Annotated in this window: 19 protein-coding genes; 13 read left to right on the top strand and 6 right to left on the bottom strand. The window is 45.8% G+C overall.

The genetic code is table 11. The annotated features are described in order from the left end of the window. Positions 1-29 precede the first annotated feature (29 nt). Positions 30-1,382 carry an HAAS signaling domain-containing protein gene (locus H8704_RS01910; RefSeq protein WP_249297061.1) on the bottom strand — a complete coding sequence of 451 codons (1,353 nt, stop codon included), beginning with the start codon at positions 1,380-1,382 and terminating at the stop codon, positions 30-32. Between the two features lie 94 nt (positions 1,383-1,476). Further along, a complete protein-coding gene (locus H8704_RS01905; protein ID WP_249297060.1) occupies positions 1,477-4,554 on the bottom strand; it encodes a helix-turn-helix transcriptional regulator in 3,078 nt (1,025 codons plus the stop codon). Between the two features lie 509 nt (positions 4,555-5,063). On the opposite strand from H8704_RS01905, the gene pfkA reads away from it, so the two are divergent. Continuing rightward, positions 5,064-6,044: a 6-phosphofructokinase gene (pfkA, locus tag H8704_RS01900; protein ID WP_022464443.1), complete on the top strand. Its 981-nt coding sequence runs from the start codon at positions 5,064-5,066 to the stop codon at positions 6,042-6,044. A 100-nt stretch (positions 6,045-6,144) separates the two neighbouring features. On the opposite strand, the gene H8704_RS01895 is transcribed toward pfkA, so the two are convergent. Genes H8704_RS01895 through H8704_RS01885 form a run of 3 tightly spaced genes read right to left on the bottom strand, consistent with a single transcriptional unit; the run spans position 6,145 to position 10,715 of the window. Further along, positions 6,145-7,572 carry a sensor histidine kinase gene (locus tag H8704_RS01895; RefSeq protein ID WP_118689455.1) on the bottom strand — a complete coding sequence of 476 codons (1,428 nt, stop codon included), beginning with the start codon at positions 7,570-7,572 and terminating at the stop codon, positions 6,145-6,147. 26 nt (positions 7,573-7,598) lie between these two features. Beyond that, positions 7,599-8,306, bottom strand: a complete 708-nt coding sequence (locus tag H8704_RS01890) for a response regulator transcription factor (protein ID WP_249297059.1) — start codon at positions 8,304-8,306, stop codon at positions 7,599-7,601. 27 nt (positions 8,307-8,333) lie between these two features. Continuing rightward, positions 8,334-10,715, bottom strand: a complete 2,382-nt coding sequence (locus H8704_RS01885; RefSeq protein ID WP_249297058.1) for an endonuclease MutS2 — start codon at positions 10,713-10,715, stop codon at positions 8,334-8,336. Positions 10,716-10,883: 168 nt separating this feature from the next. Between H8704_RS01885 and H8704_RS01880 the strand changes: the two genes are divergently transcribed. Beyond that, a complete protein-coding gene (locus H8704_RS01880) occupies positions 10,884-12,107 on the top strand; it encodes a S1C family serine protease (protein ID WP_249297057.1) in 1,224 nt (407 codons plus the stop codon). A gap of 16 nt (positions 12,108-12,123) precedes the next feature. Here H8704_RS01880 and H8704_RS01875 read toward each other — a convergent pair whose 3' ends face one another. Then, positions 12,124-14,004, bottom strand: a complete 1,881-nt coding sequence (locus tag H8704_RS01875) for a hypothetical protein (RefSeq protein ID WP_249297056.1) — start codon at positions 14,002-14,004, stop codon at positions 12,124-12,126. Between the two features lie 194 nt (positions 14,005-14,198). On the opposite strand from H8704_RS01875, the gene H8704_RS01870 reads away from it, so the two are divergent. From H8704_RS01870 to H8704_RS01820, 11 genes are all read left to right on the top strand, one after another. Then, the gene (locus H8704_RS01870) at positions 14,199-14,750 is read left to right on the top strand and encodes a YcxB family protein (RefSeq protein ID WP_118679459.1); all 552 of its coding nucleotides are present in this window, start codon (positions 14,199-14,201) and stop codon (positions 14,748-14,750) included. Beyond that, a complete protein-coding gene (gene tsaE / locus H8704_RS01865; protein WP_022464451.1) occupies positions 14,747-15,178 on the top strand; it encodes a tRNA (adenosine(37)-N6)-threonylcarbamoyltransferase complex ATPase subunit type 1 TsaE in 432 nt (143 codons plus the stop codon). The genes H8704_RS01870 and tsaE overlap by 4 nt, the downstream gene beginning before the upstream one ends. Before the next feature lie 25 nt (positions 15,179-15,203). Next, positions 15,204-15,911 (top strand): tRNA (adenosine(37)-N6)-threonylcarbamoyltransferase complex dimerization subunit type 1 TsaB, encoded by a 708-nt coding sequence (gene tsaB / locus H8704_RS01860; RefSeq protein ID WP_022464452.1) that lies wholly within the window; start codon positions 15,204-15,206, stop codon positions 15,909-15,911. Beyond that, positions 15,901-16,335 (top strand): ribosomal protein S18-alanine N-acetyltransferase, encoded by a 435-nt coding sequence (gene rimI, locus H8704_RS01855; protein ID WP_118679457.1) that lies wholly within the window; start codon positions 15,901-15,903, stop codon positions 16,333-16,335. Before tsaB ends, rimI begins: the two co-directional genes overlap by 11 nt. A gap of 138 nt (positions 16,336-16,473) precedes the next feature. Further along, a complete protein-coding gene (locus H8704_RS01850) occupies positions 16,474-16,692 on the top strand; it encodes a hypothetical protein (protein ID WP_022464454.1) in 219 nt (72 codons plus the stop codon). 44 nt (positions 16,693-16,736) lie between these two features. Continuing rightward, the gene (locus H8704_RS01845; RefSeq protein ID WP_118679455.1) at positions 16,737-17,660 is read left to right on the top strand and encodes a ribonuclease Z; all 924 of its coding nucleotides are present in this window, start codon (positions 16,737-16,739) and stop codon (positions 17,658-17,660) included. Between the two features lie 5 nt (positions 17,661-17,665). Continuing rightward, the gene (locus tag H8704_RS01840) at positions 17,666-18,271 is read left to right on the top strand and encodes a DUF6715 family protein (RefSeq protein WP_022464456.1); all 606 of its coding nucleotides are present in this window, start codon (positions 17,666-17,668) and stop codon (positions 18,269-18,271) included. 97 nt (positions 18,272-18,368) lie between these two features. Next, entirely contained in the window at positions 18,369-19,394 is a 1,026-nt protein-coding gene (tsaD, locus tag H8704_RS01835) for a tRNA (adenosine(37)-N6)-threonylcarbamoyltransferase complex transferase subunit TsaD (RefSeq protein ID WP_022464457.1), read from the top strand. A gap of 101 nt (positions 19,395-19,495) precedes the next feature. Next, on the top strand, positions 19,496-20,941 hold the full coding sequence (locus H8704_RS01830) for a 4Fe-4S dicluster domain-containing protein (RefSeq protein WP_022464458.1): 1,446 nt from the start codon (positions 19,496-19,498) through the stop codon (positions 20,939-20,941). 183 nt (positions 20,942-21,124) lie between these two features. Continuing rightward, positions 21,125-21,343: a cation transporter gene (locus H8704_RS01825; RefSeq protein WP_249297055.1), complete on the top strand. Its 219-nt coding sequence runs from the start codon at positions 21,125-21,127 to the stop codon at positions 21,341-21,343. A gap of 42 nt (positions 21,344-21,385) precedes the next feature. After that, complete coding sequence (locus H8704_RS01820; RefSeq protein WP_249297054.1) at positions 21,386-23,257, top strand: heavy metal translocating P-type ATPase; 1,872 nt, start codon at positions 21,386-21,388, stop codon at positions 23,255-23,257. Positions 23,258-23,325 lie beyond the last annotated feature (68 nt).

Below are 23,325 nucleotides of genomic sequence, written 5' to 3'. Positions count from 1 at the left end.
GAAGCAATGATCTGCTTCTATCTATCAGATTATTTGAGAGCAAGACGAGCAAGTCTTGCTTTGATTCCGTTAAATAATACCTTGATACTGAAGTATGCACCGGGAAGGATTCGTGTCGCCAGCTTGTAGCCGAGAAAACATAATCCACATCCCGCAGCAAACAGGAATAATACACTTCCCAGTGTAAAGATACCGGTTGGAATCTGAACGGAGAGCAATGCTAAAAGTGTGAGAGCAATGGATGAAAGGCTTGCGGCAAAACATCCAATGCCGGCAAGGATACATCCGGCCACAGCACATACTCCGAGTAAAAATACTCCGAGTATGACACCCAAAAGCGTCAGCCAGATCGGACATGTGATCAATAACACAATGCCGATGACCAGTTTTTTGGAACTGCTGTACCGTTCGGCATTATTTGCTTTTTCGATAGCTGCATTTCGTTTTGCTTCGGCTTTGGATTGTTTTTTATTTACCTTGGAGGTAGTGGAGTTGATTGATTTAATATCAACTTTTGTTTTATTGCGCTTTGCCAATTCTTCTTCCGCTTTCTTTTTGTCTTCTTCAGTATCATCGCGGAAGATAGAGTTACGCATGGAAGATGCTTTAGATGGCTGTTCAGATGATGCTGAAGCCTGTACCGCAGCCTGAGCCGGTGTCTGTGCGCCGGAGAGGGAAGCGGCAGCCTGAGCCGGTGTCTGTGCGCCGGAGAGGGAAGCGGCAGCCTGAGCCGGTGTTTGTGCGCCGGAGAGGGAAGCGGCAACCTGTGCTGGAGTTGGTGTAGCTGCAATGGAAGCCGCAGCTGCCTGAGATGCTGTCCCTGCCTGTCCAAAAGTTTGTGGTCTCTGAATCGTAGGTGCATTTTGCGGCTGTGGAGGCACCGGATTTCCCGGTGTTACCGGAGCCGCAGAAGCTCCCGACGGCATGGTCGGTGTGGAAACAGCCTGTCCTGATATTGGGGCGGTGGCAATTGAAGCGGCAGCCTGAGCCGGTGAAACCGGTGGTTTTGTTTTGACTGTAGGCGTCTGTGTTACAAATCCGGTTGAAGTAGCCATAGAAGCATTTTTCTGAGCCTGTGCGGCAAGCTTTCGGGAGTATACCGGTGGTTTGCTGGCCGCCGCCTGTGCTCTGGCCGCTGCTGCCTGCTTTTCTTCTTCCTGTACGCTTGCCTGTGCAGCAGCTTTTTGTCGTTGTAAAGATGCTTCCCGAAGCTGTTCTGCAATATAAGCCGGAGAGATAAAGTCACGGATGATTTCCTGCTCTTTTTCCGGTCCGGCATCTGCAAAATAATCTTCATAATATTCCATCGCCTGTTCGATTTCTTCCTGCGGAAGGTCAGCGATCAGACGGCTTAAGTCGCCTAAAAATTCGAATTTTGTCATTTTTTCCTCCCCTTTTTTGTATAAAATACGGTTTTATACAAGTATCCATTGCCGGAAAGCAATGGATACTATGAATAGGTATATGTTATATCATTTATTTATTATTGTCATTCTCATTGGTAATTAGGTGTGCCTGTAACAGACGACGCTTGAAATCATCCATAGGAGCTTCCTCTGGTTCAACAGCAGGGGTCTGTGCAGCAGCCTCCGGCTTTGGAGTAGCAACAGCTTTTGTTTCAACAGATTTTGGTTCTATCGGTTTTGCCTCGGTTGGCTTTGTGCTGATTGCCTTAGCCTCTAAAGGCTTTGTAATAGTAGCAGTGGTTTCCACCGGTTTTGCATTTGGAGCGGCAGCCTTCTCTTCAAAGGTCTTTGCTGCAGACGGCTTATGGGCCTGTGGTTCAGAAGAAGATGTCTCTGATACAGGAGTTTCAGAGGAAACTCCTGCAAGAGGCTGTGAGCTGGAAACCATTCTCTGCTTGAAAATCTTTGGTGTTGCAGATTTGTTTTGTTTTCCTTCCATCAGAAGATCTGCTAAACCGCCAACTGCATCGGCATCAGGTACTTCGCGGTAGCTTGATCTGGATACCGGTTTTGACTGGGAATTCTCTGCCTTTGGAACAGGTTCAACCGGTCGGGATGAAGAAAATGCCCGGACAGGATTGGAGGAAGAGAACACCCGTAAAGGTGTTGATGAAGAAAGTGACCGCAGTGGGTTCGAGGAAGATGTCTGCTTTGGAAGAGGTACAGAACTTGACATTGCAGAGATATCTGCAGCAGTCGCTCTGAATTCATCGGCAGCAGAACGCGATTTACGTCCTTTCTTCTTGGAGGAAGAATCATCTTCCTTTAAGAGATCTACAAGACTGTTGACAGAATCGTCACTGTCCGGATTGCGGACCTCCTGCATTCTTGAAGAAGAAGTAGGAACCGGTGAGGACTCGGATTTCGCTCTAACCTGACTTGGTACCGGTATAGGTGTAGAGGATGATCTTGGAGTATCTGCAATAAATTCTTTTGAAACATTTTTCTTTTTATTACGTCCAAAGAAACCACGCTTCTTTGGCTGGTCATCATCCTTTAAAAGATCTACAAGGCTGTTGACGGAATCATCGGTTTCTTTATTACGAACCTCTGCATATCGAACCGGAGTAGAGGTTGATTCCTGCGTAGCAGTATTATCTTCGGCGGAATCTGCTTCAGATGGATTTAACATTGCAGCAACCGCATTGATATCATTGATATTTAAGTTAGAAGAAGCATCTTCCGTAGCGACTTTTGGTTCTGGATGAGCTTCCATAACAGATTCGAAAGAACGCAGCTGTGTCAGCATGCTTTCCAATGCGTTGATTGTAGCAATGTCAGACACGGAACTTTCCAGTTCCGGAAGATCTTCTTCTTCGTTTTCTTCGGAATCACCCATTGCCATTTCTGCGAGAAAATCTGCCTCATCGTCCTCGACAGGTTCCTCTGAGACGCCGTCAGCGGCTATTTCCTCTATCGGAGCATTCATATCGATTGTTTCCGTGGCAAGTTCATCGGCAGGTTCCTGATAAACAGGCTGCTCTGCATTCATATCAATTGTCTCAGTAGCAAGCTCATCAGCAGGCTCCTGGTAAACAGGCTGCTGTGCATTCATATTGATTGTCTCTGTCGCAGGTTCATCGGCAGGTTCCTGATAAACCGGAGCTTCTTCTACAACTGGAGCTACAGATTCTGCGTTCGGTGTTGTTTCCATTACAACAGGAGCAGGTTCGCTGATAGGCTCCTGATAAACCGGAGCAGCTTCCATAGCAGGAGCAACAGGTTCTGCAATCGGAACAGCGTCCATTACAGCAGGAGCAGGTTCACTGACAGGCTCCTGATAAACCGGAGCAGCTTCCATAGCAGGAGCAACAGGCTCGCTGACAGGTTCCGGAACAGGGGCAACTTCCATAGTCGGAGCAACAGGCTCCTGATAGACAGGTGCTGGAGCCGGCTCCAGTGCCGTTTCGGCTGGAGCATCGTCATAAGAAATAAATGATGATGCCGGTATACTATCAAATTCGAATAAATCCCCATCGGATGAAAATCCCATATCATCGGAATTTACAGCGTCATCATCCCCGATAGAAAAATCAAAATCCAGCATAGCATCTGATGCACCACCGATATGGAAAGAATCTTCTGTATCAGCTGCATTCTGCTGTTGCTGCATAGTTGCCGGATTGATCTGAGGAGTTGCGTTCATTACAGGAACCGGCTGTGGTTCAGGGACAGGAGCTGCCTGAGGAACCGATTCCATTACAGGAACCGGCTGTGGTTCCTGGACAGGAGCTGCCTGAGAAACCGATTCCATTACAGGAATCGGCTGTGGTTCAGGGACAGGAGCTGCCTGAGAAACCGGTTCCATTACAGGAATCGGCTGGGAACCGGAAACAGGAGTCACCTGAGGAGTTACGTTCATTACAGGGACCGGCTGGGAACCGGAAACAGGAGTCACCTGAGGAGTTACGTTCATCACAGGGACCGGCTGGGAACCGGAAACAGGAGTCACCTGAGGAGTTACGTTCATCACAGGGACCGGCTGGGAACCGGAAACAGGAGTCACCTGAGGAGTTACGTTCATCACAGGGACCGGCTGGGAACCGGAAACAGGAGTCACCTGAGGAGTTACGTTCATCACAGGGACCGGCTGGGAACCGGAAACAGGAGTCACCTGAGGAGTTACGTTCATCACAGGGACCGGCTGGGAACCGGAAACAGGAGTCACCTGAGGATCCACATTCATTACAGGAACCGGCTGTGGTTGAGATGTTGAAGCCGTCTGTGGCTGAGGAGCCGGTGTAGGTGCTGCAGCAGGCTGTGCAGTTCCATTCATTAAAAGGGAACTGGCACCCTGCAGATAATTGTTCCAGGTCTGCTGACAATATGTAAGATGCTCGCGCCCGGCATCTGTAATCTTGTAAAAACGACGGCTACGGCCACCGATATCCTTATGATAAACTTCCAGATAGCCATCGGCCTGCATCTGCTTTAACAAAGGATAGAATGTGTTCTCCGGTACATCAATCTTTGAGCGGACATTCTGAACAATTTTAAAGCCCGAAATGCCCTCAGGCGTGCTGGCCACAATCGATAAAATAACTGCATCGAGAATTAACTCACTGGTGTTAAACATCATAACATTCATCCCTTTCCTTTTGGATTACATATTATTCATAATTGGGAACAATATGCTAACCGTTCTTACTCTTTCCCTCTGATCATGTCTTATAAATAATCAATCAATATTTAGACATATCTTTACATATTTTCTCTAATTACATTATCGTACGGATTGTGAAATAATGCAAGTGACGAAAATATACAATTTTTTATGATCAATGTTGGCTATATTGCCTATTGCCAACAATATGTCACAATTATATCATACTTTTGATGAAAAATCAGCCCTTTTTTACAAAATATGAAAATAGGTAATAAAGATTATTTCATGAATAGGAGTATTTCTTTAAATTAGAAAAGTTTTTTGAAAAATATTGAAAAAGGGATTGAAAATACTTCCGTATCATAATAAAATAGAAATGTGTGCATATTATTATATTTTGTGCATATTCTGGGTATTTTGGGGATCTGCATAAATCATACATAGAAATAATTAACGATGCCATGGTCATTTGTGGCAGAATGGAGGAAAAAATGAGCACAAAGAAAGGAAAAATCGGAGTACTTACAAGTGGAGGAGATGCACCAGGCATGAATGCGGCCATCCGTGCGGTTGTCCGTACCGGTATTACCAGAGGATATGATGTTTATGGTATCCGCAGAGGATACAATGGTATTCTTCACCGGGAGATGGATTTACTGACATTTAAGGATGTTTCAGAAAAACTGCAGCATGGCGGTACTTTTTTGTTCACAGCCCGGAGTGCAGAGTTTCGTGAGATAGAAGGAAAAAAGAAAGCGGCAGAGATCTGTAAGGAGATGGGGATTGAGACGTTGATCGTCATCGGAGGAGATGGTTCCTTTACCGGAGCAAAGAATCTGTCCAAATTTGGTGTAAACATTATTGGTATTCCGGGTACGATCGATCTGGACATTGCATATACAGATTATACGATCGGATTTGATACCGCTGTCAATACGGCTATGGAAGCTATCGACAGACTGCGTGAGACCTCCAATTCACACGAGCGCTGCAGCGTTGTTGAGGTTATGGGACGTTCTGCCGGATATATTGCACTGTGGTGTGGTATTGCAAATGGTGCAGAGGAGATTCTTCTGCCGGAGAAGTTTGACAATAACTATGATGCACTTCTGGAGCAGATTCATAAGAACAGAGAGCTTGGCATGACACATCAGATCGTAGTCAATGCGGAGGGTGTTGGTCATTCGGATGAGCTGGCTAAGAAAATTGAGGATGCTACCGGTATTGAGACCAGAGCAACGATCCTCGGACATCTCCAGAGAGGTGGAAGCCCGACCGCAAGAGATCGTTTCTATGCTTCTATGATGGGTGCTTATGCAGTTGATGTGATCGATCAAGGCAGAAAGAACCGTCTGATTGGATATAAGAACGGCAAGCTTTATGATGTAGATGTAGACGAGGCATTTGCAATGACAAAGTCCATTGACGAGTATGAGTATGAGATTGCCCGTGTACTTGGCACAAGAGAATAAATAAATATCAGTATCAACAAATAAAAAAAACCGGATCTGGGGCAGAGGCTTCTGATCCGGTTTTTTTGTATATTCTATATTTTGAGACGAAATAGAAAACTTATATTCCTGATGAATGATGTCGCAGCGAGAAAGAAAAATCAGTACCGCTTCCCAGAATACTGGTGGCGTGAATATATTCACGGTGGGCATCGATAATTTCTTTGGTGATGGCAAGTCCCAGACCGGAGCCTGTTTTGTCCTTTCCGCGGGAGACATCCGTTTTATAGAAACGATCCCAGATGTGTGGAAGGCTTTCCTCCGGAATGCCGATGCCGTGATCGCTGACAGTGACAAAGATTTTATCTTTTTGTACGGTAGTCTGTATCTCAATGGACGAATCCGGTGAACTGAATTTTACTGCATTATCAATGAGATTTTGGATCACCTGTGATATTTTATCGCGGTCGGCATCCACATACAGGGATGGTGTGTTGAAGATCAGGTGAATGGAGATCTTTTTCTCGGTGCAATGCTTTTCAAAGCTGGAAGCAGCATTGCGGATGACCTCATTGATGTCGAAAGTGCTGTAATTTAAGATGATACCATTGTTTTCGTAACGATTCATTTCCAGAAGCTGTTCTGTCAGCTTTGTCAGCCGATCTGTTTCTCTTAAGATGATTTTAAGATATTTTTCCTGAATTTCAGGTGGAATCGTACCATCCAGTATGGCACCGATATATCCCCGGATATTCGTCAGGGGAGAGCGGAAGTCATGGGAGACGTTTGCCACAAAGTCTTTTTGGTAGTCTCCTGCATTTTTGCCTGAGGATGCCAGATTATGGACTGCCGTTGACAAAGAGTCATATTCCCGGAGAGGAAGGTGCTTTATTTTGGTACTGTAATGTCCACGGGAATATTCCCGGATCGTCAGGGAAAGCTGACGGAGCGGGTGAACTGTCAGACAGTATAATCCAAATAAGGTAAATAACAGTATTAGGAAAAACACGACAAAACATATATGGTAATCCTTTGTAAGCTGGCGTGCGTTGGCGCGAAGCGTTTTTAAGGGGGTCATAATGACAAGATATCCATTCATATCGTAGTCCTCAGACAACGGATAGATGATGGACAGAGACTCTTGAGGGAGATAGGAGCTGTTTAAATGTCCAATGTAGGTGTCGTTATCTAAGAATGTCGGGTTCAGATCATTAAAGTTTTGTCCCTCCAGACTGTTTCTGGCTGTGGAATCCACAGAAATCCTGCCGGTACTGTCCACAAGAAAATAGCGGGCGTGGCTCATAGTCTGAAGGGAAGACAGGCGTTCCCGCAGAGAGGATTCCGTCTGGTCGTCAAACTGATTGATGGATTTTACATTAAAAAAATATCGTTTCGAAAGGGAACTGGCCTCTTCATAAAGTGCCGCTTTTCGTTCCGCGATCAGGGAGTTTGATACCAGATGAACGCCCCAAAAATGAATTAGTACAAACATTACCGCTGCCAGCAGCAGATAGATGGTAACATAAATAGAACGAATTGATAGTTTCATAGGAATTCTCCGTTCAAAGCTGTGATTTATCCGTGATATTCAAACTTGTATCCAACCCCCCATACTGTGGCTATGTTCCATTCGGCAGGCTGGGAAAACTTTTCGCGAAGTCTCTTGATATGAACATCTACGGTGCGGGTATCTCCGATGTAATCGTAGCTCCAGATATGATCCAGAAGCTGTTCGCGGGTAAATACCTGATTTGGATGGGAAGCAAGAAAATAGAAAAGCTCCAGTTCCTTTGGGGGCATTTCGACTCTCTGTTTGAAATAGTAAACAGAATAGTCAGTGAGGTTAATGATCAGGTTCGGATAGGTAACGCATTCTTTTGGAATCGCTTCGGCTTGCTGTGCGGTTGTTTCTGTAGTATAACGGCGCAGAACTGCTTTAATTCTGGCAACCAGCTCTTTTGTGTCAAAGGGCTTCATCACATAATCATCGGCTCCAAGTTCAAGACCGAGAACTTTGTCAAATGTTTCGCCTTTGGCGGAAAGCATGATGACAGGAAGATTCGAGGTTTTGCGAAGTTCCCGGAGAACATCATATCCACTGATGCCGGGAAGCATGATATCCAAAACCACCAGATTTGGCTGGTAGCTTTCGATTGTAGCCAAAGCAGCTTCTCCATCGTTGGCAATGTGGGTATCAAAGCATTCTTTGACCAGATACATACTAACAAGCTCAGCAATGTTGTTGTCGTCGTCTACAATTAAAATTCTTTGTTTTTCAGCCATTTCATCTTCTCCATTTCATTCCTTGTTCTATTTGAACGTTACAATGGTAACGCCCATATCGCCTTCACCGAATTCGCCAAGGCGATAAGATTTCACATATTTCAGACGGGCGAGCTGTTGATGGACGGCTTTGCGGAGGGCACCGGTTCCCCGCCCATGTATCACGGTTACCTGAGTCATATGGGCCAGATAAGCGTCATCCAGATATTTATTTAACACAGGCATTGCTTCATCCACTGTCATACCGATGAGATTTACTTCCTGATGGACGGAAGCAGCTTTGTCAATACGGATCTTTCCGCTTCCGCTGTGACGCTTTTCTGTCTGTTTTGGTTTTTCTTCCGGAAGCAGCTCCAGATCCTTGATATTGACCTGTGTCCGTAAGAGACCGGCCTGCACAAAAAGATCGCCCTTCTCATTCGGAAGTGTACTGACGGTGCCGTCTGCGTTTAATGTTAATATGTGAACATTAGAACCGATCATCAGATCAGAAGCTTTGAGGGATTTCTTTTTTGTCTTCTGTGGTTTGCTTCCGGACTGGTTCTGGTGTTTGTTCATCCGGTTCCGCAACTCGGCTCGTTCCTTCTCCATTTCCTGGATATGACGGTCGCTTTTGGCCCATTTGGTATACTTGCGTATGGTGTCATCTGCCACGTTTTTTGCCTCGGCAAGGATACGACTTGCCTCCTGGTTGGCATTTTGCAGGATCTTTTCACGGGACTGCTCCAGCTTTTCCGTTTTTTCGCGAAGCTCTTTTTTGAGCAGGGAAATTTCTTTGCGGTTTTCGGAGATTGTTTTATGCTCCTGTTCCAGTTTGATCCGGGAGGCTTCCAGATCACTCAGGACATCTTCAAAGTTCTGTGCATCGGAAGAGACACGTTCTTTGGCATCTTCAATAATCTCCGGGGATAATCCGAGCTTGCCGGAAATTGCAAATGCGTTACTTTTGCCAGGAATACCGATCAACAGGCGGTAGGTTGGCTGCAGCGTTGAGACATCAAACTCGCAGCAGGCATTTTGGACGTCCGGTGTCTGCAAAGCATACAGCTTTAATTCGCTGTAGTGGGTTGTTGCCATGACCAGACAGCCTCGTTTGTGCAGATTTGCAAGAATCGCTGTGGCAAGAGCGGCACCTTCCGTAGGATCGGTACCGGCACCAAGCTCATCGAAAAGCACCAGACTGTTAGAATCTGCTTTTTCCAGAATCGATACAGTATTGACCATATGAGAGGAAAAGGTACTCAGACTCTGCTCGATACTCTGTTCATCGCCGATATCAGCGTAAATTTCATCAAAGATCTTCAGACAGGAGTTATCGAATGCCGGAATATGAAGGCCTGCCTGTCCCATCAGGCAAAAGAGACCTACGGTTTTCAGCGAGACCGTTTTGCCGCCGGTGTTCGGTCCTGTTACCACTAGAAGAGAAAAATCTTTTCCGATATGAATATCTATAGGAACCACCTTTTTGGCGTCGATCAGGGGATGACGACCTTTTTTGATCTCAATATATCCCTCTGCCGGGAAGAGAGGCCTTGTGCCTCTCATTTTTTTTGAGAGCATGGCACGGGCAAAGATAAAATCCAGTTCACATAAAACACGGTAATCCTGCGCCAGAAAGAAAGACTGGTCTGCGGCGAGATTACTCAGATCCGCAAGAATTTTGTCAATCTCTTCCTGCTCCTGCAGCTCAAGCTGACGGATATCGTTGTTTAACTTTACGACAGCGGCCGGCTCAATAAAAAGAGTGGATCCGGTTGCAGACTGGTCGTGAAGCATTCCGCGGAAGGAGGAACGGTATTCGGCTTTGACCGGCAGACAATAGCGGCCGTTTCGCATGGTAATGATGGAATCCTGAAGCATGCTGCGAGCCGAACTGCTGAGAATACTGTTTAACTGCTCGTGGATACGGTCGTTGGTCAGCTTTAACTGTCTGCGTACCTGGGCGAGTCCGGTGGAAGCATCATTTGCAATGACATCATGCTCCGGAATACACCGGCGGATCTCCTGCATCAGAGGAGATAACGGTTCGATCAGCTGATAACGTTCGTCGAGGGAATCTCCGGTGGAATCATCCTCGCGGAGTGCCTGACGGAAGTAATTCTTGACCGAAGCAGCCGCAGAAAGGAGCTTTGCAATATCTAACAGCTCGTGACTTCCCAGAGATGATCCGATCTCGAGCCGTTTTAAAGAAGGTCGGATATCCTGAATTCCATAAAAGGAAAGCTCCCCCTTGGTCAGAATATGAGTCAGTGCATCGGAGGTTTCCTTCTGGGATGCTTCAATCCAGTCACGGTCTGTCTGAGGCTTTAAATTTTGACAAAATTCCCTGCCGGATGGAGATGAGGCGAAAGAAACCAGCTGGTCAATGATCTTATTATATTCTAATGTCTGTAATACTTTCTCGTTCATTCATTTAGACCTCATTTCAATACAATTACTATCATCATACACCACACCGATAAGATACTGCAAGATAATTTTGCAATATCATATTTACTGCTTATTCATAAACTATTCATATATATGTGATAATCTTTATATAAAACCGTTATCATAGAAATTGGAGAATGATATATTATGATGAAAGAAAAAAAGAAAACAGCAGGGGGAGAATATTGTTTTCTGCAGGAAGCGGTGCGGGAGCAAGGTTTGGAAAAGCATTCATTGTCTGTAAAAAGAATTATACATGTGATCGTTCTTGCATTTGCTTTTGGAGTGGTTGCATCGGTAGCATTTTGGAAGGTGCAGGACATTCTGGGAGAGAGGGATGCCCGGATCTATCGGGCAAATCTCCTGAAAAATACCGGCAATACGCAGGAAAAGCAGGCCGGTTTTGCAAAGAGATCCGATGAATATAAGATTGCCGCATACGAGGATTATTGGAAAAGGATCGCACAGATTGGCATACAGTGTAACAAATCCGTTGTATCTGTGGGGGAGGTACATACGGAAAGCTGGTATCAGAAAAACCAGAAAGGGGATGAGGTACAGAGCGGCCTTGTGTTTAAAAGAAAGGGAAATGTTCTTTATATATTAACGCAGCTATCTTCTATGGTAGAAAAGAAGGTTCTTCAGGTAGAATTTGCAGATGGAACAAAGGCAGCTGCAGAGCTTGTTGATGTGGACCGCAATACGGAAATCGCCGTACTTTGTGTGGACGGAAAGGATATTTCCAAAAGCGTCATGAAGAAAGTTGAGGAAATGGATTTTACACAATATGCCGCAGAGCTGTCTCCGAAGTTAAGCGACAGGATTCTTCTTTTTGGAAGTCCCAATGGTCTGATGAAGTCTGTAATGCTGGGAAATATCGTGAATGCAGATCTTTCCGTTCAGACAGTAGATAAAAATCTTTCTGTATATGCCACGGATGTTGCATATACAGAGGGAGGAAATGGATTTGCGGCAGATGTGGAGGGAAGGATTGTAGGCATTATTACAGATTCCTATCAGGATGTCACAGGGGAAACCAACTGGTCCTTCGTTTCGGTGACGGATATTGCAGCAACAGCGCAGGCAATCGTAGATCATAAACAGGCAGCATACCTGGGGATTCGTGGAAAAGACGCCGGTGACAACGATGGTGTATATGTTACGGAGGTCGCATTGAAGTCTCCTGCTTATCATGGCGGAATCCGGGTTGCAGACAGAATTTATTCGATTGACGGGAACAGGATCGGGGACATGAAGGACCTGAGCCTGTGTTTGTCCACCCACGAACAGGGTGACCGGTTAAAAATACGTTTGTGCAGGGAGAGCGGCAGCTCAAAGAAGCACAGAACAGTGAAGATAACCCTGGACTGAGAAGAAAAACTTCTTATTAATGAGTGACATGATCATCCTTGATGATCTGTGCCAGTTTAGAGCGGAATGCTTTTTCGTTGAAATTCTGCTCATGATAGGCAAAGCGATTGTAGTCAAAATGAGCTTCCCGGATCATTCGGCTGGTATATACGGTGGTTTCACGGTGAGAGGAAACCGGCCAGAATATCAGGATGCCTCCATGGATCACTTTGGCGTTCTGTCCTTCGACCGACAGATTTTTAGTCAGCTTCTGATCCAACATATAAACATGGGAGTATAGCCCGATCACTTTCGCAAGACGTGTTCCGTTGACTGGGAATGTGTTCATGTCATAGCCCTCCCGGTAATCATTGATGTTTTCAGGAGAGACAGCCTCGTGCTGTGTGATTACGATCACCGGCAGGCGTCTTTGCGGATCGTGAAGCAGATGCTCTAACGCTTCAAAGCCTTCCGGCGTATTTACAAAACGTCCCTGGGTTCCGAGGCGTTCCTGATCCATCAGACCGATCTTGGAGGAGAGCTCTGAAAGATAAGATGGTTTGCTGAATGTCTCCCGATGGAGAGCTGTTGTCGGAGTGTGAAGTGTTGTCCGGTGACGGAACATCAGAGGTTCCTTGTCCTTTGTGCTGTCTCCGTGAAGAGAGGCGGTAATATGCCATAATGTTCCGGGCATTTTGTCATCAATATAGGAAAATTCTGCTTCCATAATATATTGTTCTGCATCCCAGATGCATTTGACATCATAACCGGGCAGATGACGGTGCAGAGTTTCTACCTCGGCCGGAAGATCAGGAAAGATATAGCTGAGTTTATAACGGATCCATCGATAAATGATGTGGGAAGCGTTATTAAATTCTGTTTTAAGTTCGCGCACTGGCTTGTGCAAAAGAGGAATTTCCAAGTGGAACAGGGTGCTTTGGTCCAAAGGCTTCAGAGCCTGGCGTACAGGAGCCGGTGTTTTGACAGCCAAAGGGTCATGCTCCTGATAATATGCGGTGATACGGTCATCATGGACTACACTTTCGTTTAGCAGGCGGATGATCAGATCAAAAGTGATCTTTGGAATATAATCCTGTTTTAACAACTCGCGTACAAGTACGATCTTTTCGCATTTGAAGAATTGCTTTGCCAAGCGTCGGTCCTGATCAAAGAGCGCTGTGATGGCCGGGGAGAGAGGTTCTTTATCCTCCATACGCAGCCGGAAATGGCTCTTAAGCATCAGATCCCAGTTTCCGTTCTGGTAATGATTATAGGAGAGATGCTCAAAAAGCTGTACCAGGGACCAGTCAGACAACTCCAGATTGGCAAGGATACAGTGAAGGATACGGGAGAGATCCTCGCTGTTTTCCCAGAATTTGTCATCCGGCAGAAGGCTTTTGTAACGCATGTCATGTTCAATCTCATGCCAGCCCTCAAAGAATACCGTGCGGAACTGGATCTCAAAGGTTGTGTCAATGGGGAGATCCCAGAGCTCGCTGGTGTATAATTTAAAATGGTCGGAAGGCAGACGGAATACGCCGTTGATCTTTGTGGCGCGGAATTCCGCTGCATTGAAATCATTTCGTGACCAGGTTCCGGTACGCAAAAATGTTTTTTCCATAATTTCCCGTCCGATGCTCAGATCATCCGAATAGTATAAAACGATACGCAGACCGATCAGATCCTGTACTTTTTTGGGATTCTCCTCTGTGCCGTATTTACCGTTATAAAGCTTTTTACTGATGGAGCTTTTCGTTTTTACTCTGGAAAAGATCCGGTAATATAATCCGCAGGAGTCAAGAATGCCCCGGATATCCTTCTCGAGATGGGCATTTAGCTCTTCCAGCCGGTCGAAGTCGATCTGTTGTTCCACTTGTTCGCGGATATCGTCTACGCTCATATTTGTAATATCCATCATAAAAATCCCCCTTTTTATATCTGCCATATGGGAAACGCAGATATAATAACCCTTGTTTTTACATATATTATACCCATAAAGTATTTCCTGATTTTAAAGATAACATATGACGGAGAATTTGTATATATTGTTTTTTCGCTATATTCTGCTATAATGCTAATATAAATGCAAAGATGAAGAATAGGAGATAATTTATGAAGGAAATAGAGTTTGACGTGGAGCTTACGGCAGGAGATCTGTATGCGTTTTCCATGAGACATACCTATGGAAATATATCAGGAATCTTTGGGGTGGTGATCAGTCTTTCCTGCTGGATCATTCTGGCAGTGCGCTTCGGTGTGATGGATACCACGGCCCGGATCGCATTATTTATTATTGGATGTCTGTTTACGATCGTACAGCCGGTGATGCTTTATTCAAAGTCCAAGGCACAGGCAAGACAAAATAAGGACATCAACGCAAAGCTTCATTATATATTGTCGTCAGAGGGAATTACAGTGTCCCAGGGGGAGCAGGAGGCATCGGTGAAATGGTATGATGTCCGCAAGATTACCAGTACGGCCAAAGCTGTTTATGTGTATATGTCCCCAGTCAGAGCATTTATCTTTCCGCAGGATCAATGTGGAACAGAGTTTGAGGAGATCAAAGCCTTTGTAACGGCAAAGGTAAAGGAATATGCAGACTATGATCCGGCACAGAAGGAAGCACATCAGGATGAGGAGAAGGATCAGGAGGAACATTTATGACAGAGGTGATAGAAAGCTTACGGGAACAGGACACCTATGATCTGGGGAAAAAACTGGGAGAAAACTGTAAACCCGGAGATATCATATTGTTAAATGGTGATTTAGGCGTAGGAAAAACTGTTTTTACCAAAGGCTTTGGAAAAGGTCTTGGGATTGAGGAGCCGATCAGCAGTCCCACTTTTACGATCATGCAGATTTATGAGCAGGGGAGATTGCCTCTGTATCATTTTGATGTATACCGGATCGCAGATCCGGAGGAAATGGATGAGATTGGCTATGAGGATTACTTCTTCGGGAAGGGAGTCTGTCTGATTGAGTGGGCGTCTCTGATTGAAGAACTGATCCCGGAGCATGTGACAGAGATTCAGATAGAAAAAGTACTTGAAAAAGGATTTGATTACAGAAAAATCACTATAGTTAAAAGATGACTTAATCAGAAAGGCGTGATAGAAAATGAAAATATTAGGCGTAGACAGCTCCGGGCTGGTAGCATCTGCAGCGATATTGTCCGGGGATGCGATTGTGGCAGAGTTTACAGTCAATAATAAACAGACGCATTCGCAGACATTACTTCCTATGATAAAGGAGGTTGTAGATTATGCCGGGATTCCTTTGGAGGAGCTGGATGCCATAGCAGTGGCAGCTGGACCGGGTTCCTTTACCGGACTCCGGATCGGATCTGCAACAGTAAAGGGACTGGGACTTGTGTTGGACAAGCCGGTCATTCCGGTGCCGACATTAGAGGGGCTTGCTTATCAGCTTGCTGAGGCAGATGGATTTATCTGCCCGGTTATGGATGCAAGGAGAAATCAAGTATATACCGGAGTTTACGAAATGCGGGAAGGAGAGTTGGTCAGTGTTATTGACCAGTGCGCCATGGATATTCACGATCTGTTGAAGGAGTTGGCAAAATATCCCGTTAAGATTCATTTTCTTGGAGACGGCGTGCCGGTTTATGAGGAGATCATCCGGGAGGAGATTGTCAACGAGTATCAGTTTGCACCTTGTCATTTGTCGAGACAGAGGGCGGCGGCTGTAGCGGCACTGGGAGAGCGTTATTATCATCAGGGCAGGATTGAAACAGCGGCAGAGCACCGGCCGGTTTATCTGCGTAAATCCCAGGCGGAACGAGAAAGAGAAGAGAAGTTAAATGCAAATTAAACATATGGACGCAACGGAGATGGCAGAGGCGGCAGCGTTACAGAGAGAAAATTTTGCCCATCCATGGAGTGAGAAAGATTATATGGAACATCTGCAGGATAAGGACAAAATATATCTGACTGCAGTGAAGGATGGCAGGGTTGTTGGAAGCTGTGTGCTCTGGTGTTCCTTTGAAACAGCAGATCTGTGTAACATTGTTGTGGATCCGGCTCACCGCCGGGAGGGGATTGCAGAAGCACTTTTGCATCAGGCATTTCGGGAATGTGCCACTAAAGGTGTAGAGCAGATCCTGCTGGAGGTGCGGGAGAGTAATGCTTCGGCCATAGGACTTTATGATAAATCAGGATTTGATCGGATTTCTGTCCGCAAAAACTATTACCGGGATCCGCAGGAGCATGCCGTGATTATGCAGAAAACATTATAAAGATATTGCATTAGTAGTGTTTTTCTCATTATCTTCCTGTGTTTTCCACTATACAGAAATGATGTGACGGGATATACTTGCTGTAAGAGAAGATAAGGAAGCGGCGATAGCCCGGCTGTGGAAGACTGGAGGATAAAGATGGCAGAAAAAAAATTATTTTGTAATGGTTGTGGACGTATTTTAAAATACGAGAATGATATTTTGAGAGAGGATGTCTTTGAAGGAAAAAAGCAGTGGGGATATTTTTCCAAACGGGATGGAGAAATTCATTCGTTTTTGCTTTGTGAGGACTGTTATGATGAGATGGTGAAGAAATTTGTTATACCGCCAATGGTGACAGAAGCAACGGAGTTGTGATACAATAGTTCACGGGTTCTTTCAGAGATGAGAAGAGGTGGATTATGTTAGATGTATGTTTATTGGGAACCAGCGGAATGATGCCCCTGCCGGGACGATGGCTCACGGCAATGATGACACGTCTGGAGGGCAGTAGTCTTCTGGTGGATTGTGGGGAGGGGACGCAGATCGCCATTCGTGAGAAGGGATGGAGTGTTAATCCCATCGATACGATCTGTTTTACCCACTATCATGGGGATCATATCAGTGGTCTGCCGGGGCTTCTCCTGTCCATGGGCAATTCAGACCGGACCCGTCCGGTTACCATGATCGGTCCCAAGGGACTGGAGAAAACAGTCAATGCATTGCGCGTCATTGCGCCGGGACTTCCCTTTCAGATTGAATTTATAGAGCTCAGCGAGAAAGAGCAGGAGCTGGAAGTGAACGGATATCATATTAAAGCTTTTCGGGTCAATCATAACGTTACCTGTTACGGATATACCATTACCGTACCGCGGGGCGGTAAGTTTCATCCGGAGCTTGCCAAGGCTAATGAGGTTCCATTAAAGTTGTGGAGCCGCCTGCAGAAGGGAGAAACCATAGAGCAGGAGGGAAGGGTTTATACTCCGGATATGGTCATCGGACCGGCCAGAAAAGGCATTAAGCTTACATATTGTACGGATACAAGGCCTGTGGACATTATCGCAGAGAATGCATTGGAGTCCGATTTGTTCATCTGTGAGGGGATGTACGGAGATCACGACAAACAGAAAAAAGCAGCAGAATTTAAGCACATGACAATGTACGAGGCAGCAAGACTTGCAAAAAAGGCAGAGGTACGGGAAATGTGGCTGACACATTACAGTCCGTCGATGCTTCATCCGGAGGATTATATGAAGGAAGTCAAAAAGATCTTTCCGGATGCGCATGCCGCAAGAGACAAGTGGAGTAAAACTCTTGATTTCGTTGATGAAGAGGAGGAGAGGTGACGATCATGGACAAAATGACAAAAAAGATTCTGACGGTGTTTGTCGTTGTTGTTGTGGCAGCATTGGCAATCTTTATCGGTGTTCGTGCTTATCAGCAGAAGGAAGCAGAGGAAAAGGCAGAGGCAAGCCTTCCAAAGACAGAGGTGGGCAAGCTTCTGGCAAAGGATCTGGATCTGGAATATCCGGGGACGCCAACGGAAGTTGTGAAGCTTTTCTGGCGTATCAACAAATGCCTGTACAATACTAATATGAAAGAGAAAGATCAAAAGGCATTATTTCAGCAGCTTCGTCGGCTGTATGATGATGAATTCCTGGGACAGAAGGGAAATTCAGAGGAAGATATGTATCAGTCCTTAAAAAAGGATATTAAGAAATTCGACGATTCCAAAAATCATATTTCTTCCTATATTGTACAGGAGGACGATCAGGTTCAATATGCAGAGGTCAAGGGAAAAGAAGAAGCTACCTTGGTTGCTTCCGTACTGGAGACCTCCAAAAAGTCAAAAACCACAGAATCCTATGCAAAATATATCTGCCGCAAGGACAGCAAGGAACACTGGAAGATCCTTGGCTGGCAGCAGATCACAGCGGAGGAAGCGGAAAAGCAGTAAAAATGAAATTGAAAGAGGGAGAAGAAGGGATGTGGTGTCATCCTTTCTTCTCTGATAATTTATAGGAAATATACGCGAGAAAGGCTTGGATAGAATCATGGAAAAAGATATACTGATATTGGGAATTGAGAGCTCCTGCGATGAGACGGCAGCCTCCGTAGTAAAAAACGGAAGGACCGTTATGTCCAATGTGATCTCTTCCCAGATCGATATTCATACATTATATGGAGGCGTAGTGCCGGAGATTGCTTCCCGTAAGCATGTGGAGAGGATCAATCAGGTGATCGGGCAGGCACTGAAGGATGCCGGGGTTACGCTTAGCGAGATTGATGCGGTCAGTGTTACATATGGTCCGGGACTGGTGGGAGCACTTCTTGTCGGTGTCGGTGCGGCCAAGGCAATTGCCTATGCGGCAGGAAAGCCTCTGGTGGGTGTGCATCATATTGAGGGGCATATTGCGGCAAATTATCTGGAGCATCCGGATCTGGAGCCGCCGTTTTTGTGTCTTGTGGTATCCGGAGGTCATACTCATCTGGTCCGTGTATTGGAGTATGGTAAATTTGAAATTATCGGTTATACCCATGATGATGCGGCAGGAGAGGCGTTTGATAAGGTTGCCAGAGCCATTGGTCTGGGATATCCGGGCGGTCCAAAGATTGACAAGCTGGCGGCAAAGGAAGGAAATCCTTATGCCATTGAGTTCCCTCGTGCTAAAATTGACGGCTGTGAGTTTGATTTCAGCTTTTCCGGCGTGAAATCAGCGGTTTTAAATTATCTGAACGGATGTGAGATGAAGGGCATCGAAGTAAATAGAGCGGATGTGGCAGCATCCTTCCAGCAGGCGGTAGTTGATGTGCTGGTGGGAAGGGCCGTGGGAGCCGCCAAAAAGCTTGGGGAGAAACGAATTGCCGTGGCCGGTGGTGTAGCTTCCAATTCGGCACTCCGCGCTGCGATGAAACAGGCATGCGATGAGGCGGGACTGGGACTTTGCTATCCGTCTCCGATTTATTGTACAGACAATGCGGCAATGATCGCTTCCCAGGGATATTATGAGTATATGGCAGGGACACGTCATGGTCTGGATCTGAATGCAGTACCGAATCTGAAGATCGGTCAAAGATGAAAAAATATCAATTAAAAAACTTTATAGAAAAATAATTTCATTATCTGCAAATCTATGTTATACTATACTCACAAACAACTGACAAGATAAGGAGAGAAAAAATGTTTGCAGATGAAAATGTGATTCGAATCAAGCATGATGTACTTTATGAGGTGGCAAAGCTGGCCTTTGAGGGCACTCTGGAGGAGGAAAGAGATCACCTGCCACGTAAGATGATACCTGGACCAACACCGCAGTTCCGTTGCTGCGTCTATAAAGAACGTGAGATTATCCGTCAGCGTATTCGTCTGGCAGAGGGAAAAGCTCCTGGTCCGGAGGACAATGGAAATGTTGTACAGGTTATTTCTTCCGCATGTGAGGACTGTCCGATTTCCAGTTATGTTGTAACGGACAACTGTCAGAATTGTCTGGGTAAGGCATGTGTGAATGCATGTAAGTTCGGTGCCATCAGTCCCGGAGAGAAGCGTTCCCACATTGATGCCAATAAATGTAAAGAGTGCGGTATGTGTGCCAAGGCATGTCCTTACAATGCTATCGCTCATCTGAAGCGTCCATGTAAGTTTGCATGTCCGGTAGATGCCATTACATACAATGATCTTGGTATTTCCGTAATTGATGAGAGCAAGTGTATCCGCTGTGGTCACTGTATCCACAAATGTCCATTTGGTGCGATCGGTTCCAAGACATTTATTCTGGATGTGATCGGTGCACTGAAAGCGGGCAAGAAGGTCTATGGTATGGTAGCCCCTGCGACAGAGGGACAGTTTGGTCCTGACATTACCATGGAGAGCTGGAAGATCGCACTGCAGAAGGTTGGCTTTGCAGACATGATCGAGGTTGGTCTCGGTGGAGATATGACTACACAGAGCGAGGCTGAAGAGTGGCTGGAAGCATATCATGCAGGTGAGAAGAAAACCACATCCTGCTGTCCGGCATTTGTTAATATGATCCGTAAGCATTATCCGGAGCAGGCAGATCTGATCTCCACTACAGTTTCACCGATGTGTATGATCTCCAGAATGCTTAAGGCAAAGGAGCCGGACTGCTATACCGTATTTATCGGACCATGTATCGGTAAAAAGTCAGAGGTAGTAGATCAGCAGATCGAGGGCAATGCAGATGCTGTTCTTACTTATAGTGAGATCCGTGCCATCATGAAGGCAAAGGATGTTGAGCTGGAGCCGGCTCCAAACGAGTATCAGGAGTCAAGCGCTTATGGCAAGCGTTATGGTAATGCCGGTGGTGTGACTGCTTCCGTACTGGAATATATGAAGGAGACAGATCAGGAAGTAGATGCCAAGGTATTTAAGGCAAACGGAGCCATGGAATGTAAAAAGGCTATGCTTCTGCTGAAAGCAGGCAGACTTCCGGAGGACTTCGTAGAGGGTATGATCTGCGAGGGCGGCTGTGTGGGCGGTCCAAGTGGTTATGCTGATCCGATGAAGACGAAGAAGGTTCGTGATAAGCTGATCGATGAGGCTGATGACAGAAGTATCACAGGCAATCTTAAAAATTATGATCTGAGTGCATTTGAGCAGCATCGCTAATCAACAGAATAGATAAAATGATATCAGGGAATGTTTCACTCCAAAGGAATGAGACATTCCCTTAATTTTTTCTTTTATGTATTGACATATGAAAAAGATTTGGTACAATATAATCAAACATATGAATGATTGTTCATATGATGAAAAGAAAAAACATATATATTTGAAAGGATGGAGATAATTATGAAGAAGACTTACAAGATTGATGTTGACTGTGCAAACTGTGCAAATAAGATGGAAGAGGCTGCGAAGGCTACAGATGGTGTAAGGGATGCCGTTGTGAACTTTATGACACTAAAGATGTCTGTTGATTTTGAGGAGGGTGCTGAGCCAAAGACCGTAATGCAGGATGTATTAAAAAATTGTAAGAAAGTAGAAGATGACTGCGAAATTTTCCTGTAATCGCTGCTAAAAAGCACGGTCGATAGGAAGGAGCGTGAAGCTATGACAAAGAAACAAAAAAAGGCCATGATCCGTATTATCATAGCGGTTGTATTGGTGGGACTGATCTCTTTGCTGCCGGTAAAAGGATATATCAGGTTTGCTTTATTTATGATTCCGTATCTGGTGATCGGTTATGATATCCTGCGCAAGGCGGTGAAGGGTATTATGAACCGTCAGGTGTTTGATGAGAACTTTTTGATGGCAGTGGCAACGATTGGAGCAATCGCACTGGGAGACTATACCGAGGGCGTTGCCGTAATGATCTTTTATCAGATCGGAGAGTTGTTCCAGAGCTATGCGGTAGGCAAAAGCCGTCGCAACATCAGCGAATTGATGGATATCCGTCCGGATTATGCCAATGTGGAAACGGAGAACGGGGAGCTGGAGCAGGTTGATCCGGATGAGGTGGAGATCGGCAGTGTGATCGTGGTGCAGCCGGGAGAAAAGGTACCGATCGATGGTGTGATCATCGAAGGAAAAAGTACCTTAAATACCAGTGCACTGACCGGAGAAAGCCTTCCGCGGGAGGCAGAGGTTAATGATGAGATCGTCAGTGGCTGCATTAATATGACAGGAGTGCTACGGATTAAAACCACCAAAGAGTTTGGGGAGTCTACTGTTTCTAAGATTCTGGATATGGTGGAGAATGCCAGCTCCAGAAAGTCCCGTTCTGAGAACTTTATCTCGAAATTTGCCCATTATTATACACCGATCGTATGTTATTGTGCGGCGGCACTGGCAGTGCTTCCTCCGTTAGTAAGTATTCTGTTTTTGCATATTGCGCCGGATTGGGGCGAGTGGATCTTCCGTGCATTGACATTTCTGGTTATTAGTTGTCCGTGTGCGCTGGTTATCAGTATTCCTCTCAGTTTCTTTGCGGGAATCGGTGGAGCAAGCCGTTCCGGTGTACTGGTAAAGGGCTCTAATTATATGGAGACACTGGCACAGACCAGCTGTGTTGTATTTGATAAGACAGGAACTCTGACACAGGGCGTATTTGCGGTATCCTCTATCTATCCGGAGGGAATGAGTGAGGATCAGCTTCTGGAATATGCCGCACTGGCAGAGAGCTATTCCAGCCATCCTATCAGCCGCAGTCTGCAGAAGGCTTATGGAAAGGGCATTGATAAGAACCGCATTGCGGATGTGGAAGAGATCAGCGGCAATGGTGTAAAGGCTGCGATTGACGGAAAAGAAGTATCCGTTGGTAACGATAAGCTTATGAAAAAGCTTGGTGTTTCCTATAAGGAATTAAATGAAGTCGGAACCGTTGTTTATGTGGCAGTGGATCAGATCTTTGCGGGAAGTATTCTGATCTCTGACCAGCCAAAGCCGACAGCGGCAGCAGCGATCAAGGCATTGAATAAAGCCGGAATCCGCAAGACCGTGATGCTCACCGGTGACCGCCGCAATGTGGCAGAGCATGTGGCAAAAGAGTTGGGCATTTCAGAATATTATGCGGAGCTGCTTCCGGCAGATAAGGTGAGCGGTGTCGAGAAGCTTCTTGCCGGGCAGCGCTCCAGGGAAAAACTTGCGTTTGTCGGAGATGGCATCAACGACGCGCCGGTGCTTTCCCGAGCGGATATCGGTATCGCTATGGGAGCCATGGGGTCTGATGCTGCGATTGAAGCCGCAGATATCGTATTGATGGATGATGATCCCATGAAGATTGCCAAGGCGATCAAGATTGCCAGAAAATGTATCCGTATTGTATACGAAAATATTTATTTTGCGATTGGAATTAAGGTGATCTGTCTGATCCTGGGTGCCCTGGGTATTGCCAATATGTGGGCCGCAATCTTTGCCGACGTGGGAGTTATGGTGATCGCAGTATTGAATGCCATCCGGGCATTATCGGTCAAAAGACTATAAAAGACGATAGGAAGAACATGTCTTGACATCCCTCTCCGATTCCTACATACTAATAGTAATTGGCTTTT

The organism is Jutongia huaianensis (assembly GCF_014384985.1).
GTDB lineage: Bacteria > Bacillota > Clostridia > Lachnospirales > Lachnospiraceae > Jutongia > Jutongia huaianensis.
The sequence above is the reverse complement of the archived record's forward strand: the minus strand, read 5'-3'. Positions and strand labels throughout refer to the sequence as shown.

Excerpts from the sequence above, each read along its gene's own strand:
- H8704_RS01910 (WP_249297061.1), bottom strand. The coding sequence starts at position 1,382 with ATGACAAAATTCGAATTTTTAGGCGACTTAAGCCGTCTGATCGCTGAC.
- H8704_RS01905 (WP_249297060.1), bottom strand. The coding sequence starts at position 4,554 with ATGAATGTTATGATGTTTAACACCAGTGAGTTAATTCTCGATGCAGTT.
- pfkA (WP_022464443.1), top strand. The coding sequence starts at position 5,064 with ATGAGCACAAAGAAAGGAAAAATCGGAGTACTTACAAGTGGAGGAGAT.
- H8704_RS01895 (WP_118689455.1), bottom strand. The coding sequence starts at position 7,572 with ATGAAACTATCAATTCGTTCTATTTATGTTACCATCTATCTGCTGCTG.
- H8704_RS01890 (WP_249297059.1), bottom strand. The coding sequence starts at position 8,306 with ATGGCTGAAAAACAAAGAATTTTAATTGTAGACGACGACAACAACATT.
- H8704_RS01885 (WP_249297058.1), bottom strand. The coding sequence starts at position 10,715 with ATGAACGAGAAAGTATTACAGACATTAGAATATAATAAGATCATTGAC.
- H8704_RS01880 (WP_249297057.1), top strand. The coding sequence starts at position 10,884 with ATGATGAAAGAAAAAAAGAAAACAGCAGGGGGAGAATATTGTTTTCTG.
- H8704_RS01875 (WP_249297056.1), bottom strand. The coding sequence starts at position 14,004 with ATGATGGATATTACAAATATGAGCGTAGACGATATCCGCGAACAAGTG.
- H8704_RS01870 (WP_118679459.1), top strand. The coding sequence starts at position 14,199 with ATGAAGGAAATAGAGTTTGACGTGGAGCTTACGGCAGGAGATCTGTAT.
- tsaE (WP_022464451.1), top strand. The coding sequence starts at position 14,747 with ATGACAGAGGTGATAGAAAGCTTACGGGAACAGGACACCTATGATCTG.
- tsaB (WP_022464452.1), top strand. The coding sequence starts at position 15,204 with ATGAAAATATTAGGCGTAGACAGCTCCGGGCTGGTAGCATCTGCAGCG.
- rimI (WP_118679457.1), top strand. The coding sequence starts at position 15,901 with ATGCAAATTAAACATATGGACGCAACGGAGATGGCAGAGGCGGCAGCG.
- H8704_RS01850 (WP_022464454.1), top strand. The coding sequence starts at position 16,474 with ATGGCAGAAAAAAAATTATTTTGTAATGGTTGTGGACGTATTTTAAAA.
- H8704_RS01845 (WP_118679455.1), top strand. The coding sequence starts at position 16,737 with ATGTTAGATGTATGTTTATTGGGAACCAGCGGAATGATGCCCCTGCCG.
- H8704_RS01840 (WP_022464456.1), top strand. The coding sequence starts at position 17,666 with ATGGACAAAATGACAAAAAAGATTCTGACGGTGTTTGTCGTTGTTGTT.
- tsaD (WP_022464457.1), top strand. The coding sequence starts at position 18,369 with ATGGAAAAAGATATACTGATATTGGGAATTGAGAGCTCCTGCGATGAG.
- H8704_RS01830 (WP_022464458.1), top strand. The coding sequence starts at position 19,496 with ATGTTTGCAGATGAAAATGTGATTCGAATCAAGCATGATGTACTTTAT.
- H8704_RS01825 (WP_249297055.1), top strand. The coding sequence starts at position 21,125 with ATGAAGAAGACTTACAAGATTGATGTTGACTGTGCAAACTGTGCAAAT.
- H8704_RS01820 (WP_249297054.1), top strand. The coding sequence starts at position 21,386 with ATGACAAAGAAACAAAAAAAGGCCATGATCCGTATTATCATAGCGGTT.